Raw genomic sequence first — 18,068 nt, 5'->3', positions numbered from 1 at the left:
TAAAAATTGGTTATCAAAATTTGATAATGATAGTTGTAAAGACTGCTGTTACAAGACAACCGAATACAAGGAAAATATAATGAGTGTATTAATCGATAAAGATACCAAAGTATTGGTACAAGGTTTTACTGGTAAAAATGGTACGTTCCATTCTGAACAAGCCATCGAATATGGTACAAAAGTAGTTGGTGGTGTGACTCCAGGTAAAGGCGGTCAAACGCACCTAGGCCTACCAGTATTTAACACCATGGCGGAAGCCATGGAAGCGACTCAAGCTGACGCTTCTGTTATCTACGTACCAGCACCATTTGTACTAGATTCTATCGTTGAAGCAATCGATGCTGGCGTTAAGTTGATCGTTGTGATCACTGAAGGCGTACCGACTATCGATATGCTAAAAGCAAAACGCTATCTTGAAGAAGCTGGTGACGTACGTTTGGTTGGCCCTAACTGCCCAGGCGTTATCACTCCAGGTCAGTGCAAAATCGGTATCATGCCAGGCCATATCCATCAGCCAGGTAAAGTGGGTATCATCTCACGCTCTGGTACATTGACTTATGAAGCCGTAGCTCAGACTACTAAGCTTGGTTTTGGTCAGTCAACTTGTATCGGTATCGGTGGTGATCCTATTCCTGGTATGAACCAGATTGACGCATTGAAGCTATTTGAAGCTGATCCACAAACTGAAGCTATCATCCTAATCGGTGAGATCGGTGGTACTGCTGAAGAAGAAGCTGCTGCTTATATCAAAGACCATGTAACTAAGCCAGTGGTTGGTTATATCGCTGGTGTTACCGCTCCAGAAGGCAAGCGTATGGGTCATGCTGGCGCTATCATCTCTGGTGGTCAAGGTACTGCTGAAGAGAAATTCAAAGCGTTTGAAGACGCTGGTATCGCGTACACACGTGACCCATCTAAACTTGGCGACAAGCTAAAAGAAGTTACTGGTTGGTAAAAGGCTCAAAAACCTATTAACTACTAAAACTCTATTGAAATATCGAGAAGGCACCCCTACAATGGGGTGTTTTTTATTGGTTTAATAATGGTAATTCAAGGATAAAAATAAATGTTAAGTAATTCAACGATTTTAGTGACAGGTGGTACAGGTTCATTCGGACATAAGTTTATCCCGATGACTCTTGAAAAATATAACCCTAAAAAGATTATTATTTTCTCAAGAGATGAAATGAAGCAGTGGGAAATGGCTAAACTGTTTCAGGATGATCCACGCGTACGCTTTTTTATTGGCGATGTAAGAGATAAAGAAAGGCTATACCGTGCTTTAGATGGAGTTGATTATGTCGTGCATGCTGCTGCTACTAAAATTGTTCCAACAGCAGAATACAATCCTTTTGAATGTGTAAAAACGAATGTACATGGGGCAATGAACCTAATTGATGCATGCATAGATAAAGGTGTTAAGGGTGTAGTGGCGCTATCAACTGATAAAGCAAGTAGTCCTATAAATCTATATGGTGCTACTAAACTTACTTCTGATAAATTATTTGTAGCAGGAAATGCTTACAGCGGTCAGCACGTGTCTAAATTTTCTGTCGTAAGATATGGCAATGTGATGGGATCACGTGGATCAGTGATCCCTTTCTTTTTGTCAATCAAAGAAAGAGGTGAGCTACCTATTACTGATGATCGTATGACACGTTTTATGATTACTTTGGAAGAAGGTGTTGAGCTTGTATGGCATGCTTTTGAAGATATGGAAGGTGGTGAGATTTACGTTAAAAAAATTCCATCAATGAATATTATGGATGTAGCAAAAGCTGTAGCGCCAGAAGCTGCCACTAAGGTGGTTGGTATTAGACCTGGTGAGAAACTACATGAGCAAATGATTGGCGCTGAAGATTCTTATTATACTTATGAATACCCTGAACACTTTAAAATCTTACCTACTATTAACAATTGGGGTCATTCACCTGAGAGAGTAAAAGATGGTAAGTTAGTTCCAGAAGGTTTTGTTTATTCAAGTGATAATAATACTGAATGGATGCCAAGAGAAGAGCTCGAATCTTGGATACAAGAGAACAAAGATAATATTGGTAAAATCTAATGAATTTTATTCCCTACGGTCGCCAAAATATTACAGAGGAGGACATTGAAGCGGTTGTCAATGTCCTCAAGTCTGATTATTTAACGCAAGGTCCTAAAGTACCAGAATTCGAGAATGCAATTAAAGAATATTGTAATGTTGAATATGCTCTGGCAATGAACAGTGCTACTTCAGCCCTCCACGTTGCGTGTTTGGCTTTGAACGTGGGCCAAGGTGACATTGTTTGGACGACACCTATTACGTTTGTAGCATCTGCAAACTGTGCTTTGTATTGCGGTGCTACAGTTGATTTCGTGGATATTGATCCAAGAACCTATAATTTATCTATTCAGTCTCTAGAACATAAGCTCGAAGCTGCTAAAGAGCAAGATAAATTACCAAAGGTAGTGATTCCTGTGCATTTATGTGGTCAGCCTTGCGATATGGAGAGGATATATCAACTTTCTAAAAAGTATGGTTTTTCTATTATCGAGGATGCTTCACATGCTATAGGTGGTAAGTATAAAAACCAGCCAATAGGTAACTGCCAATATTCGGATATCACGATTTTTAGCTTTCATCCAGTCAAAATAATTACGACTGCTGAAGGCGGCGTAGCAACCACGAAAAACGAAGAGCTAGCACAAAAGATGGATTTGTTACGTAGTCATGGTATTACTCGTGATTCTGATCTCATGACTCACGAACCCGACGGGCCTTGGTATTATCAACAAGTTGACTTGGGTTATAACTATCGTATGACAGAAATGCAGGCAGCGCTTGGGGTCTCACAAATAAAAAGACTATCGAGTATTACAAAAAGTCGTCATGAGATTGCAAATAGATATAATGAGAAATTAGCTAGTCTTGCCGTGATTGTGCCTTTTCAAATACAAGAATCTTATTCTGGTCTTCATCTTTATGTAATTAGATTAAAGCTAGATGAAATCAAACCTACGCATTTAGAAGTTTTTAAAGCTTTGCGTGCTGCTAATATTGGTGTCAATCTTCATTATATACCTGTACATCTTCAGCCTTATTACAAAGAGTGTTTTGGCTTTAAACTAGGTGATTTTCCACAAGCAGAACAGTATTACGAAGAAGCTATTAGCTTACCCTTGTATCCTGACTTATCGCAAGAGCAGCAAGATTATGTGGTTGAAACATTAAAGGATATATTAGCGTATGACTAGCATAGCTGTAATACCTGCTAGGGGAGGTAGCAAGCGTATACCACGCAAGAATATAAAAAACTTCCATGGTAATCCTCTTATTTCCTATTCAATAAGAGCAGCAATAAACAGTGGGTGTTTTGACAGAGTTATTGTGTCTACCGATGACGAAGAGATAGCTGAAATAGCTATCAGGTATGGTGCTGAAGTACCTTTTATTCGTAATGAAAAGCTTTCGAATGACTTCTCAGGTACTACGCCAGTAATTCAAGATGTCATTGAAAAGTTAGAAAATCCAAATCTTGAATACATATGCTGTATTTATGCTACAGCTCCTATGATATCTTCAAAAGATATAATTACTGGCTTGAACACTATAAAGGCAAAACTAGACTGCGACTATGCATTTAGTATTACAAGTTATGCTTTTCCTATCCAGCGTTCTCTACTGCTGCAAAAAGAAGGTAGAGTATCAATGCATAATGCAGAGATGTTTGATGTTCGCTCTCAAGATTTAGAAGAATGCTGGCATGACGCTGGTCAGTTTTATTGGGGCACAAAGCAAGCTTGGCAGGAAGGGTTGCCCATTTTCAGTTCAAACTCTATTGGTATCAAGATCCCTCGATATCGTGTTCAAGATATTGATACCTTAGAAGATTGGGATATGGCAGAAATTTTATACCGAGCTTGGAGGCAAGGTTGAGACTGGTGGGTTTTAGAGTTGATGTAGCTAAACACATAGGAACAGGCCATTTGCAACGTTGTCTTACATTAGCTCGTGAACTGAAAAAGATGTCTATTTCAAGTATTTTCTTCGTTAGAGAATATGATAAAGAATTACTGAGTTTAATCGTTATTAGCGGTTTTACTTATTACATTATTGGGTATGCTGCATCCGAAGATATTTCTGAAGACCATTTAAATTGGTTAGGGGTTTCTCAAGAGCAAGATGCTCAAGAGTTCATTAATGCTGTTACTAAGCAACATATAGATATGATAGTCATTGATCATTACTCGATAGATAGCACATGGGAAAATATAGTAAAAAATGCGATATCTTTACCTATAGCAGTAATTGATGATTTGGCAAACCGCAAACATACTTGTGACTTATTGATTGATCAAAATTATTGGCCCAAGCTTAACTCTAGATATGATGATTTAGTGTCTGGTCATTGTTCAAGGTTATTAGGACCAAAATATTCACTGCTTAGAGATGAATTCGTTTCTTTACGAGAATCTAAAGCACAAAAACCTTCAGATGAGTTGAAGACTATATTAGTAAACTTCGGGGGTGTTGGTAATATGGAAGTCTGGAAAATTTTCCTACCAGCATTAGTCAAATATAATAAGTTTAAATTTCATGTTATTACTGGGAAATTACCTTCAGAAGATCTTGCTTATTGTAAGAATATGGTCAAACAGTTCAAACATATATTTTTAGAAGAGCAAACTGATCAAATGTCATCTTTAATGAAAGTCAGTGACTTTGCCCTAGGTGCCTGTGGTTCTACAGTATGGGAAAGATTCTGTTTAGGATTGAATTCAGCTTTAATCGATGTGGCAGACAATCAAAAAGACTTAGTACATTACTTACATGAAAAAGACCTAGTCGACTATTTAGGTAGTTTAAATACTATTACTGTAGGTTCTATATGTGACTATTTAGAGCAACTATCAATAGAGAGCATCAAATGTCAGGCGCGCACAGTAAATATAATGAACCTAGTGGATGGTATGGGTGCAGCCAGAGTTGCAAAAAGTATTATGGTTATCCATTTTAATAAGTATAACAAGATAATTTTAGAAAAAATTTAGAGAGATATGTGTCGGTCATACTGTATATAAACAGATAAGGAACTTAAATATGTTTAAAGGTAATTTTCGAAAGTTAATTGATGAAGATATTGATAGATTATATGAGTGGAGAAATCGAGATGAAATTCGATTGAATATGTACAATCACAATATTATAGACTATGAAACTCATGTATCTTGGTTTGGTAGAATGGCGCAGGATAGTACTAGCGAATACTTTATTTATGAGCAAGAGGGTAATCCTCTAGGATTAGTTTCTTTTACTAATATTGATAATTCAAATAGAACAGCTTCATGGGCTTTTTATTCAGCAAATGTTTCGATCAGAGGTATAGGTTCTGAAATGGAAAGGCTAGCACTTGATTATGCCTTTAACCACCTACAATTAAATAAACTTTATTGTGAAGTTCTCGAATTTAACTTTCCTGTAGTTAAGTTTCACCGTAAGCATGGCTTCAAAATTGAAGGTATCAAAAAGCATCATTACTATAGAGATGGAAAGTATTATGATGTATATCAGTTGTCAATATTTAAAAAAGATTATGATAAAATCTCTAAAGTCGATTTTAAACCTAGTATTAATAAATACTATAAATGGAGTTTTTCAGTAGAATCTTCTAAAATTGACGCTTTTGCTGATTTTTCAGGTGATAAAAACCCAATTCATATTCAAGATGAATCTGCAAAAGAACTGGGTTTTGAGGGTAGAATTGCGCATGGAGCAATTCTAGTTGCTGAAATTTCACGAGTAGCCGCCTCAGACTATCCTGGACCCAACACTATTTATGTAGGCCAAGATTTAAAATATCATTCACCTGTTTATCCAGATGTGGAAATAACTGGTCAAGCAAGTTTACTCACCCAAATAGGTAGGTATTGTCTTATTGAATACAAGCTGTTTGATAAAGATAATAAGCTATTGATGACAAGCCTTTCTGAATTCTTAATAGGTAAATAATATGAAAATTAATGATAGAAGCATTGGTAGCAATTTTTCTCCTTATATCATTGCTGAAATGTCAGCAAATCATAATGGTGATATCGAGAATGCGTTTCGAATAATCGAAATGGCTAAGCGTTGTGGAGCTGATGCAGTGAAAATGCAAAGTTATACGGCTGATACTATTACTCTGAACTCCAATAGAGAAGAGTTTAAAATTAAAAGTGGTCTGTGGGAGGGTCAAACATTATATGAGCTGTATCAATCTGCTTATACTCCATGGGAGTGGCACAAACCTTTGTTTGAGCGAGCCAAAGAGATTGGTATTACTATGTTTAGCTCACCGTTTGATACCACTGCAGTTGACATGCTAGAGGACTTGAATACGCCAGCATACAAAATCGCTAGTTTTGAAGCAATTGATTTACCACTTATTAGGTATGTGGCTCAAACAGGCAAACCTATGATTATATCGACTGGTATGGCAAATAATGAAGAGATAGCAGAAGCCATTGAAGCTGCGAGAAGTGGAGGTTGTGAGCAGCTAGCAATCTTACACTGTGTCAGTGGTTACCCAGCACCATCCAGTGATTATAATCTAAGAACTATAGTAGATATGCAGCAGCGTTTCGGTGTATCGACAGGGCTGTCTGATCATACATTGGATAACACTACTGCAATAGCCAGTGTAGCACTTGGAGCTAATATCATAGAAAAGCACGTAACCCTAGACAGAAGCGGTGGCGGTCCCGATGATAGTTTTTCTTTAGAAGAGCCTGAATTACAGAACTTATGTGATGCTAGTCGTATATGTTGGGAAGCATTAGGTGAAGTAGATTATGGACATAAATCGAGTGAGAAGGCCAATGTACAGTTTAGAAGATCATTATACTTTGTAAAGCCTTTGAAAGCTGGAGATACGATTACATCTGATTCTATTAGAAGTGTTAGACCAGGTTTTGGTTTACCTCCTAAGATGTTAGAAAGTATTATCGGCAAAACAGTATCAATCAATGTTGATTATGCTACGCCTGTGACATCCGAAGCTATTGCAAAGTAATATATTAGAGTATATCAAGTATGATAGATAAACAGTCCAAAGCCCATCAAAAGTCTGAGTTAGCTGAGTATTTTTCAAAACGTACTCAAAATCACTGGAAAAAAAAAGTACCAGCTGGTAAAGAGTATCAGTTCGTAGTTCATGACCCTTATGAGATATTTGGAGAAGAGAGTGGTTTTGAAAAGCTATATTTAGTAGGAAAAAACTGGGTAGAGGGTACAGATAAGCCTATAGCAGTTGCTATAGGTTGTAATGATTGGAAGTTTGGATTTATTGCAGATTATTTAGATGAATTTAGAGTAGCGTTTGCACCACGTAAATTAACGAACTACAAAATGATAGGTGTAATGCAGCGTTTATCTATCAAACCTGAAGTGATAGTAATATGGGGCTACAATGAAAGCACATTTTTAAACAGGTATATAAGCTATAAAAATATAGATATATGGCGTGTAGAAGATGGTTTTATACGTTCTGCAGACTTGGGAGCTAATGGAGCCACTCCATACTCGCTTGTTTTTGATAAATCAGGATTATATTATAACTCGACACAACCTTCGGATATCGAGAAAATTTTAAATAATTATGACTTTAACATTCATAATAATTTAGCAAAAGAAGCTTCTAAGCTTCTAAGCTCAATCATAGATTTGAAAGTATCTAAGTACAATCCTCCTGCTATGTATCACTCTATTAGTCTTAAACTAAGGAAAAGAGTACTTGTTATTGGACAAGTAGATAACGATGCATCAATTCGATATGGAAATCCAGATGGATGGTCTATGGAGGATATGGTTCGATTAGCTAAATATGAGAATCCAGATGCCGAAATATGTTATCGCCCTCACCCAGAAATCTTCAAAGGGTTTCAAGAATCTAATTTTAAGAATACAAATGTAGAGCTTTTCGCTGAAATATTATCGCCTGATGAACATATTATCGATTTAATTGAAAGGGTAGATCATGTTTACACTATTACTTCTTTGACTGGTTTAGAGGCACTACTTAGAGGAAAACAGGTGACTGTATTAGGTCAACCTTTTTATGCAGGTTGGGGATTAACGGATGATAGAAGTGAATTTGACTTAACCAGACGAAATAGAAAGCTGTCTTTGCTTGAGTTATTTATCGGGGCTTATATTGTATATCCGAGATATATAGTAGGGGTCGCAGAAGGTTCTGAAAATAATATCTACCCCTTGATTACTACTATCCATAAGATACGTAGTGAAGTGCTGCAGCTAACATATAAAGCTGATTATCAAGGTGAGTTGGATGAGGGTTTGGAGCCTTCCTTGCAGTTAACGGTTCAACATACATTGAGGAACCTTGCAACTTGCGATAGTAAACTGTATAAAGAAATGTTTATCTATTTCAAGCCTTTTGAAATAGATGCAATTTTACTCAATTATACTTGGGGTAAGGTGTCTTTAGAAAAAAGACAAGACTTCCTAATTAGTATTATGAGTGTCTGCGATCAAGATGTTTTTATTGATTTTTTATTTTCTATTAAGAGCCAGTTAGATAGCTTGTTTTTAAATAAATTGATATCAGCTTTTTTTCCTAAACAGAAAAGTATAAGTTTGATAGAGGCCCAAGAGTTTTTTGCAGAATCTGAACTCATATCTCATGATTTGTATAATGCGAATGAAAATAATGTAAAAGAGACGAATTCTGAAGTTGATTCTGAAGATAGAAAGTTAGAAGAGTGGAATAATCAGAAGCGACAGTTACTTGTAAGCAAATTAGAATTTTTTAGTTCACGAAGTGATTTCTCTCAATTATTAAAAACTATTGAAGAACTGTTACGATTACCAGACAGCACGATAAACAAAATAAACTACCTCAATACTGCTTCGAGGACTTTATATAATACTTTTAACTTCAATCAGTCGTTAGGTGTTAGTCTAATGTCTATGATGATTGATATAGAAAAAAATAATAGAAAGGCATTGAATCAATATATAGATAATAAATATATTCTAAGTAATTATTCTATACCATGTATTATAGATTATGTACTACTTTCTACCAAATTGAATCCTGAACTAATATCTAAGTATAGAGTCATGGTTGGTCGTAGTTCTACTTGGTTTGACTTAATAGGTTCAACTGTATATCTCAGCACAGATAAGTCTATATCTCGTTTAATGGGATTGATCGAACATGGAGATTACATAGCTTCTAAAAAACTGTTTTTGGAATTGTACAATTCTAAAAATACTAGACCTGATAAACTACTAAAGGTATATACCGATTTTTTACATTCTGAGGGAAAAGATTTAGAAGCTATAGATATCCTCGAAAGCTACTCAAGGTTCAATACGAGTGAGTTTATTATAAAACAGTTGATACGCCTGAATATATTTATTGGCGCTTTTGATAAAGCAGAAGAATACATAAATTATTGTATTAACATAGGTATGAAACTAAATTCTACATTTAGTATGCCGATCTTACAACAGAAAGGTAAGATTGGTAGGGCATATGAATGTTATATCAATGAAAACTTTACCAATGATATTGCTTTTTTATTAGGAAGAAAGTTTAGAGAAGCCAATAATATTTCTGATATTAGAGCTGAAGATAATAGTCTGATACTAGCAGTCTATGGTCCTGGTGACGAGATTAGATTTATGTCTATCTATAGCGAACTTGAAAAAGCTTATTCATCTAAGCCGTTTACCATCTCATGTGATTACAGATTATATAACTTACTTAGTAGATCATTCAAAAATATAGATTTTTTGCCTATTCGAAGAACAAGAGGTTTTAGTGAAAGATATCCTGTAGGTGATTATGATCAACTGCCCTCTACGACGCTTACGACCATTTTAGATAATAATGCTTTCAAAGAATTAGATAATTACAGTAAAGTATTTCTAGTAACTGATTTCATGGGAAAGTTTAGAGACACTTATGCAGACTTTACAGGTAATAAATATCTATATGCGGATATTGATTTAATTGATAAATATAAGCAACGTTTACAATCCTATAAAATATCTGGCAAAAAACTAGTAGGATTAAATTGGAGAAGTAGCCTTACTAACTTTACCCGTATGGAGCATTATTTAGATATTGAGCAATTAGCTCCTATTTTTCATAATGATTCAATACAGTTTATTAACTTACAATATGATGATTGTGCAGAAGAGTTAGAGTGGATTGAAGAGCGCTTTCCTGGGAAGATGATTAACTTTACTGATATTGATCAATATAATGATCTAGACGATGTAGCAGCTTTAATGATGTGCCTAGACTTAGTTATTGCGCCTGCTACGACAGTTGCAGAACTAGCTGGTGCCTTAGGAGTGAATACTTGGTTATTTTCCAACTCTTCACAGATTTTGTGGAGAAAAATTGATAATGACTCTACTGATGTATGGCATAGCTCAATGATTATTGTAGATGTCCCAAATAAGGGTGACAAAGAAGCATTAGTTAGCGAGTTGAACACAAGATTACATAGCTTCGGTCTCTCTAATGAATAGTATTATCTATCTCAACTATACAGCAATTGACCCTCATATCGGTTGTATTGGAGTATGCTATGCTCACTTAACATCTTTATTTAGTAGAAATATAAAAGTAAAAACTTATAGCAATTCTGAAATTAAACAGTATTGGAAAGGGGATCGTGTATCTTCTCTTGAGTTTATACAAAGTAGTGAGATAGCAAACGGCGTTCACTTATGTGATGGAGTTATAATAAATGGTGAAGGTACTTTACATCATAATAGAGGATTGTTTTTACTAGCTATAGCGGAATTTGCAATAAGTATCAATAAACCTGTTTTCTTAATTAATGCTACTATACAAGAGATAGACGGTTTTGATGATGTTTTTAAAAGCTTGACTGATTTAGCTGTCAGAGAGCAGCTGTCATATGAGTATCTGCGTAGTAAAGGTATCGACTGTAGGCTAACAGTTGATAGTATAGTAAATGCTGACTTCAGTGATGAGATTAGTATAGATTTTTGTTCAAAGGTAATTGTAAATGACTGGCATCCCCATGTAGAGTCAGTTATCTATCCCATCGTAAGCAAAGTCCGAACTGACTATGATGTTTCATACTATCCATTACAGAATAGTGAAGCTTACAATCAGTGGCAGCATACAGTCGCTAATTTTCAAACAGCAGATTTAATTATAGCACCTAGATATCACTCGATTTACCTTAGTGGATTGGGCGGTAAGCCCTTTGTTGCATTGCCTTCCAACTCTCATAAAGTGGAGGGTATTATCAAATCATCTAACCTTCCTCTACCAATATGTACTCACTCTAAAGATCTTGAAAGCTGTATCAATTATGCTATGAAAAATAGAAATTTATACAAAGAGTTTCAGTCATTTTTGAAAGAAAGTAAAAATAAAGATTTTGAGGTTTTCGATACTTATTTTGGTTTATTATTTAATAACTCTGATGTAAAGGAATCTATAACAGTCAATCAGTGGCAGGAAAGTATAAAAGTACACTGTAATACCTCTAAAACTAACTTTTATAAAAATGTACTAAGAGAAAACTTGCTTCTGAGTGAAAAGAACTTGTTAGCTAAAAGTAATCTTATAAAAAATCGCTCTTATACTATATATTATAAAAAATATAGTACTATTTTTATTAAAGATAGCAGCTTAATATTTAATGCAGCAATAGCAGCTTACGGAGTCAGAGATTTTAATACTGCTGAGAAATTACTTAAGCAGTTGATAGAGTTGGATGCCAAGAGAGCTTATAAGTATCTAAGTTATTTATATATGGATTTGGGTCGTTATACCGAAATATTAGACTTAGAAACTAATGACAAGGCTGGCTGGAACCAAGCTAAATATATTTACCTACTTCACTCACACAGATTGCAAGAAGCATGGGAGCTATTGCACTTTAGACCTTTTAGTTGCAATTTGATCGATAATGGAAGTCATTATTCATTACATCTAGATTCTAAAGAAATTACAGTGATAATGGAAGGCGGGATTGGTGACCAAGTTAAACAATCTTTAATTTTTAAGTATCTTACTGAGAATTTCTTAAAAATAACTATAGTTTGTGATGAGAGGTTGATAGCTCTATTTACAAGAATTAATCCTGATTTTGTCTATATGAATCAAGATGACTTTTTGAATGACCATCACGTTATGGTACCGGCTCAAGATTTATTCTCATATTTTAGACATGACCTAGAGAAAATTTATGTATCGTTAGCGGCTGATGAAAACCTAAAAGCTTATTGGTTTGGGTTATTTAATAGTTTTGATAAAGATAAAATTATAGGTGTTTGTACGGGTACAGAAATAAATACTCCTGAGAGAATAGCTAATATATTTTCTGCCAAAAATTATCATAAAATATTCGAAGTTTATGATAATTTTTTATATGTAAATATTGGTATATTGGGGTTCAACAACATTAATGTATATGAGCCAAGAATAGATAGAAAGAATGATATTGAAAATATTGCAGCAATAATAGAATGCTGTGATCTGATAATTACTCCGCCCAATAGTTTATTAGATATTTGTGGGGGATTGGGTAAAAAGGTAATTGCTTTATCAACTGGTAATAAGTTTAATTGGCGTTTTAATCAAAAACACCAAGATATATATCATAAAAATACAACTTGGGTTGTAACATATACTATAGATAAGAAGACTATAACGGTGCATAAATGTTTAAATGAAATTAAAAATATTTTTTCACCTGTGTTTCAATGAATTGGTATTTTGACAATACTAAGTTTAATTAGAAATAGTACTATCTTATTGTATCTTTAACCATTCCTTGGTATAACATAAAGACACTTCTATCATAAAGGTGTCTTTTTTTGTGCCTGAGAAATTTATGAAAAATACAATATTAGTTACAGGCGGTGCTGGATATATCGGTTCGCATACTTGTATAGCACTACACGAAGCAGGCTATGATATTGTTGTATACGATAACTTATCTAATAGTAGCCGTGAAGCGATTAACCGTGTCTCTACTCTTATTGGACAGACAATTGAGTTTATCGAAGGGGATATACGAGATCCTGAGTTACTCAGAGAGGTCTTTGCTTCGCACGAATTCTTTGGCGTGATTCACTTTTCTGGGTTAAAAGCAGTTGGGGAGTCAGTAGCAAAGCCATTGCTGTATTATAATAATAATGTCAGCGGCACCATAACCTTGTTAGAAATTATGGAAGAGTATAATGTGAAAAACTTCGTTTTTTCATCATCTGCCACTGTCTATGGTGACCCTGAAATTCTGCCTATCGATGAGAAATCAAAGCGTTCTTGTACCAACCCTTATGGTCAGAGTAAGCTGACCGTCGAGCATATATTAGAAGACTTAGCTGTGTCTGATGACAGCTGGAACCTGATTGCTCTTAGATATTTTAATCCAGTAGGCGCACATCCATCAGGACAAATTGGCGAAGACCCCAATGACATTCCTAATAACTTGATGCCTTATATTTCTCAAGTGGCCGTCGGCAAACTTGACAAGCTCAGTATCTTTGGTAGTGACTATCCTACTGTCGATGGAACAGGTGTACGTGACTTTATTCATGTTACTGATTTAGCTCAAGGTCATGTGGCTGCACTAAATTATCTAGATAAACAAACCAGACCAAATGAAGATAATACGGCAAAAAAGAACTCAGTAGGCTTTTTACCTATCAACTTAGGCACTGGCAAAGGTACTTCTGTATTAGAATTGGCATCTGCATTTTCTGATGTATCTGGTCAGAGCATTCCTTATCAGTTTGTAGAACGTCGTGCAGGGGATATCGCCAGTTGCTATGCCAGTGCCGATAAAGCGAAAACACTGTTAGGGTGGCAAGCTGAACTATCAATTGCTGATATGTGTCGAGATACATGGCATTGGCAGAGCATGAACCCGAATGGCTATGATGTCTCTTAAGTCGTATGGCGTTACAGCTGCCTAATAATGCGTTATGATTGACTCATTCCTACCCACCTTCTTAAAATAACTAAAAAACTATGAAAAAAATCACTCACGCTGTTATTCCTGTCGCAGGCTTTGGCACCCGTATGCTGCCATTGTCGAAATCTGTGCCAAAAGAGTTGTTGCCGCTTGGCAATCGCCCTGCTATTCACTACGTGGTCGAAGAGGCTATCGCTGCCGGTATTAAGCATATTGTCTTGGTCGGTCATGCGCAAAAAAGCGCTATAGAAAACTATTTCGATATCAATGCGGAATTGGATAACCAATTGCGTCATAAAGGCAAAGATGAGTTGGCTGATAGCTTAAATTGGTTGCCAGAAGATGTGACTGTGTCGATGATACGTCAAGGTAAGGCGTTAGGTTTGGGACATGCAGTACTGGCAGCGCGACCAATCATTGGTGAGCATGACTTTGCCGTATTGTTACCTGATGTCGTGCTTGATCCTTTTACTACTGATATGTCAGCTGACAATTTGGCGTTTATGTTAGATGCCTTTGCTACCGATGGTCATTCACAGATATTGGTTGAACAAGTAGCGGATGAAGACGTACATAAGTATGGTATCGCTCGACTAGATGAAAAGCTCAGCAATACTAATGACATTGATGAAGAAATAAATACTAATGCCAGCTTTAAAGTGGTTGGTTTTGTAGAAAAGCCTAATTTAGCTGATGCTCCTTCCAATCTGGCTGTGGTAGGGCGCTATGTATTTAGTAACCATATCTTTGATTACTTAGCCAATACTAAAGCTTCAGTTGGCGGTGAGATTCAGCTGACAGATGCGATTGATGCGCTCATTAGTGAATATGGTGTCCATGTCACAACTATGCGTGGTGATAGCTACGATGCAGGCGATATGCGCTCGTATATGCAGGCGTTCATCTACTTTGCCGAGCAGCAATTAGCAGATGATGAGTAGCTGATGAATGAGATAAAAGGCGATAAGGCATATAGTAGTGCTCGACATTCTAAATACTGGCAGCAACTACAAACGCTTGCAAAGCATCCTTGGTCGCTTGCACAGCTATTCGCGCAAGATGATAAGCGTGCTAAGCATTTTAGCGTGCAGGTTGGTGCGCTGTATATGGACTTTAGTAAGCAGCGTATCGATCAGGCAGTATTGTCTAACTTACTGAGTTTGGCTGATAGCTGTGAGCTGGATGCTCGTATTGATGCGTTACTACAAGGGGCGATGGTAAATACTAGCGAGCAGCGTGCTGCATTGCACACAGCATTACGATTGCCAGCGGCAGCGACATTACAAGTCGATGGACAAAATATCGTCGCTGATGTACATCATAGTTTGGCACAAGTAACACGCCTCTCAGAGCGCGTGCGCAATGGCACGTGGCGCGGGTTTTCGGGCAAGGCGATTACAGATGTTGTCAATATTGGGGTTGGTGGCTCTGATCTAGGCCCACTCATGGCGACTACAGCGCTCGACGAGTGGGCAGATACCAGTATTGAGGTGCATTTTGTCTCCAATATGGACGGTACGCAACTTGATAATTTGCTCAAGCATTTAAATCCTGAGACCACACTATTTATTATCTCTTCCAAATCCTTTGGTACGGTTGACACTTTATCAAATGCCAAGACAGCATTATCTTGGCTACTTGCGACGGCAAAACTCCGTGCAGGTACAGAAGATAGTGTATTGCGTCGTCACTTTATCGGCATCTCAGCCAATAGTGAAAAAATGAGTGCTTGGGGAATTCATCCTGAGCATCAGTTGCAGCTTTGGGAGTGGGTCGGCGGTCGCTTCTCTTTATGGTCAGCAATTGGCCTTGCCATTGCTATTCGTATCGGTATGAATGGCTTTAAGGCGCTATTAAGCGGTGCTCATAGTATGGATGAGCATTTTTTACAGGCTGACTTTGCTGATAACTTACCCGTATTGCTAGGCTTACTTGCTGTTTGGAACAGTACTTTTTTACAAGTAAATGCGCACACTGTATTGCCTTATGATGGCAGGCTAGGCTATTTACCAAGTTATCTTACCCAGCTAGAGATGGAGAGTAATGGTAAGTCCGTTACTCGAAATGGGGATCATATTGACTATGATACTTGCCCAATTCTATGGGGTGAAATCGGCTCAAATGCGCAGCATGCATTCTATCAGCTGCTACATCAAGGCACGCAGCAGGTTTCCTGTGACTTTATTGCTTGTGTACGTCGCTACGGTGATGAGGCGCGAAACTCCTCATTGCAGCAACAGCACGAATTGTCTTTAGCAAATTGTTTGGCGCAAAGTCGAGTATTGGCATTTGGCAATGCTGCTGTAACAGATCTGGTCAATCCACAGACAGTATCTCATGCGGACAAATATAAGTACTACCGTGGTAACCAACCGTCAACCACATTACTGATTGATGAGCTGACACCGCATAGCTTAGGCGCATTGATAGCGCTTTACGAGCATAAGGTCTATGTCATGGCCAGCATTTGGGATATCAATCCGTTTGATCAATGGGGCGTCGAGATGGGCAAACAAATGGCAGACTCCGTACACCATGCTATGCAGCACGTGCAGAAAGATTCTCAAGGTCTATTCGATACGTCTACTGACCAATTACTACAGCGTATCAAACAGCTATCCTAGCGATAATGGTGTGTCAATAATATAGGAAAGCACGCTCATGGAGACGGCTCTAGATGGTAGCCATATGAATAAATACAATAATGAATCTGAACCAAACCAATTAACTGATTCTACAGTTTGTGTGCTTATTGGTCACAGCATAGAGGCGATTACCAGTGCAGTGGTGCTGGCAAGTCTCGGTCAGTGTGTACATCTTTATGCAGACAAGATGCTACTGACGCAGCAGATACAACAGTATGGTTTTGAGCATCATCTGCAAGCCTTATGGCAAATGTATGAGCAGCAGCAGGTTATTATTAGTAAAGCCCTACTAGCTAGTGCCGATATGCTAATAAAAGGTTATGAAGCAGTAGGCCATGACAAAACTGATGTTCAAAGTACGGTGACGCTTTATTGGTTGTTTTTAGATAGTGTCAAGCTAGCATGGACAGAAGACAGTTGGATTACCGCGTTTAATCAAAGCCATCAGCAGGCGCTACCTGTGATTATGAGCGGCATTGAGCAATTAGGCCATGTAGCTGATTTGGCTCAGCGTTTACAACGTGCTTGGGTCTATTATGTGCCATTTGTATTCTTACAAGACGGTGATGCTTATAGCTCGATGTTGAACCCTTCGTTATGGCTACTGGGTGAAAAGACAGCAAGTAGCAGTCAGCACTTGAATGTATTGAAGCCTTTGATGCAGCATGCACAAGCTACTCATCATGCTGATATCGCCACGATAGAGTTTGCTCGCAGTAGTATCATGGCGATGCTAGCGACTAGAGTGAGCTTTATGAATGAAATGTCACGTTTGGCTGATAGTCAAAATGTCGATATCAGTCAAGTCAGTCGCATTATGGGATTGGATGAGCGGGTAGGTAGCAGTTATCTAAAAGCAGGGTGGGGCTTCGGTGGTAATACTTTGCCCACTGAGCTGGCTAAATTGCAACAATCAAGCCGCACACACAGTTTGGATATGCCTCTATTACAATCTATTGTGCATATTAATGAAGATCAAAAAGAGCTGATATTCCGTAAATTCTGGCAGTATTTTGATGGGTTCATTGATAATAAAACAGTCATGATTTGGGGCAGTAGTTATAAGTCAGGCTCAGGACGTACTGCTGGTTCAGCTATCCATCCATTGTTAGCATTACTGTGGTCTTATAATATTCGCACACTGGTTTATAGCGATAAGGCACAGCATGAACTTGCCGAGCTCTATCAGCAACAGCCATTGCTTGAGCTGATTACTAGTCCCTATCAACAGCTTTGCGATACCCATGCTATTTTTATTGTTAGTTGGTCACCACGAGATCAATTGGATATTGGCAAAATCAATCAACAAGCCATGCCAGTATTTGATGCGCAAAATGCCCTGACACGCTCGCAAATTAATAGCTTAGTAGGTGACTATATGGGTATTGGTCGAACCAAATAGTTTGATTTAAGGTTTTCTATGAATAGAAAAAGGCTCGCTAATACTCATTAGCGAGCCTT

13 protein-coding genes are annotated in these 18,068 nt (G+C 37.3%); all 13 read left to right on the top strand.

Annotation, left to right across the window (positions count from 1 at the left end; all coding sequences use genetic code 11):
• Window positions 1-79 precede the first annotated feature (79 nt).
• Entirely contained in the window at window positions 80-955 is an 876-nt protein-coding gene (gene sucD / locus ACHEVO_RS08570) for a succinate--CoA ligase subunit alpha (RefSeq protein WP_101204626.1), read from the top strand.
• Between the two features lie 111 nt (window positions 956-1,066).
• Window positions 1,067-2,065, top strand: a complete 999-nt coding sequence (gene pseB / locus ACHEVO_RS08565) for a UDP-N-acetylglucosamine 4,6-dehydratase (inverting) (RefSeq protein ID WP_394124625.1) — start codon at window positions 1,067-1,069, stop codon at window positions 2,063-2,065.
• A complete protein-coding gene (gene pseC / locus ACHEVO_RS08560) occupies window positions 2,065-3,237 on the top strand; it encodes a UDP-4-amino-4,6-dideoxy-N-acetyl-beta-L-altrosamine transaminase (RefSeq protein ID WP_394124624.1) in 1,173 nt (390 codons plus the stop codon). Before pseB ends, pseC begins: the two co-directional genes overlap by 1 nt.
• Window positions 3,230-3,919, top strand: a complete 690-nt coding sequence (gene pseF, locus ACHEVO_RS08555) for a pseudaminic acid cytidylyltransferase (RefSeq protein ID WP_394124623.1) — start codon at window positions 3,230-3,232, stop codon at window positions 3,917-3,919. Before pseC ends, pseF begins: the two co-directional genes overlap by 8 nt.
• Window positions 3,920-3,924: 5 nt before the next feature.
• A complete protein-coding gene (pseG, locus tag ACHEVO_RS08550) occupies window positions 3,925-5,034 on the top strand; it encodes a UDP-2,4-diacetamido-2,4,6-trideoxy-beta-L-altropyranose hydrolase (RefSeq protein ID WP_394124738.1) in 1,110 nt (369 codons plus the stop codon).
• A 49-nt stretch (window positions 5,035-5,083) separates the two neighbouring features.
• Window positions 5,084-5,992 carry a UDP-4-amino-4,6-dideoxy-N-acetyl-beta-L-altrosamine N-acetyltransferase gene (gene pseH / locus ACHEVO_RS08545; RefSeq protein ID WP_394124622.1) on the top strand — a complete coding sequence of 303 codons (909 nt, stop codon included), beginning with the start codon at window positions 5,084-5,086 and terminating at the stop codon, window positions 5,990-5,992.
• A gap of 1 nt (window position 5,993) precedes the next feature.
• Window positions 5,994-7,034 carry a pseudaminic acid synthase gene (gene pseI, locus ACHEVO_RS08540; RefSeq protein WP_394124621.1) on the top strand — a complete coding sequence of 347 codons (1,041 nt, stop codon included), beginning with the start codon at window positions 5,994-5,996 and terminating at the stop codon, window positions 7,032-7,034.
• A 20-nt stretch (window positions 7,035-7,054) separates the two neighbouring features.
• The gene (locus tag ACHEVO_RS08535) at window positions 7,055-10,528 is read left to right on the top strand and encodes a capsular polysaccharide export protein, LipB/KpsS family (RefSeq protein ID WP_394124620.1); all 3,474 of its coding nucleotides are present in this window, start codon (window positions 7,055-7,057) and stop codon (window positions 10,526-10,528) included.
• Window positions 10,521-12,749 (top strand): polysaccharide pyruvyl transferase family protein, encoded by a 2,229-nt coding sequence (locus ACHEVO_RS08530; RefSeq protein WP_394124619.1) that lies wholly within the window; start codon window positions 10,521-10,523, stop codon window positions 12,747-12,749. The genes ACHEVO_RS08535 and ACHEVO_RS08530 overlap by 8 nt, the downstream gene beginning before the upstream one ends.
• A 127-nt stretch (window positions 12,750-12,876) precedes the next feature.
• Entirely contained in the window at window positions 12,877-13,938 is a 1,062-nt protein-coding gene (gene galE / locus ACHEVO_RS08525) for a UDP-glucose 4-epimerase GalE (protein WP_296209065.1), read from the top strand.
• 80 nt (window positions 13,939-14,018) lie between these two features.
• Complete coding sequence (locus tag ACHEVO_RS08520; protein ID WP_394124618.1) at window positions 14,019-14,903, top strand: UTP--glucose-1-phosphate uridylyltransferase; 885 nt, start codon at window positions 14,019-14,021, stop codon at window positions 14,901-14,903.
• Between the two features lie 3 nt (window positions 14,904-14,906).
• Window positions 14,907-16,586 (top strand): glucose-6-phosphate isomerase, encoded by a 1,680-nt coding sequence (pgi, locus tag ACHEVO_RS08515; protein ID WP_394124617.1) that lies wholly within the window; start codon window positions 14,907-14,909, stop codon window positions 16,584-16,586.
• A gap of 64 nt (window positions 16,587-16,650) precedes the next feature.
• Complete coding sequence (locus ACHEVO_RS08510) at window positions 16,651-18,009, top strand: UDP-glucose/GDP-mannose dehydrogenase family protein (RefSeq protein WP_394124737.1); 1,359 nt, start codon at window positions 16,651-16,653, stop codon at window positions 18,007-18,009.
• Window positions 18,010-18,068: the final 59 nt, after the last annotated feature.

Origin of the sequence: Psychrobacter nivimaris, assembly GCF_043419765.1 — a bacterium.
Classification (GTDB): Bacteria; Pseudomonadota; Gammaproteobacteria; order Pseudomonadales; family Moraxellaceae; genus Psychrobacter.
This window is presented reverse-complemented; position numbering and strand designations above follow the sequence as displayed.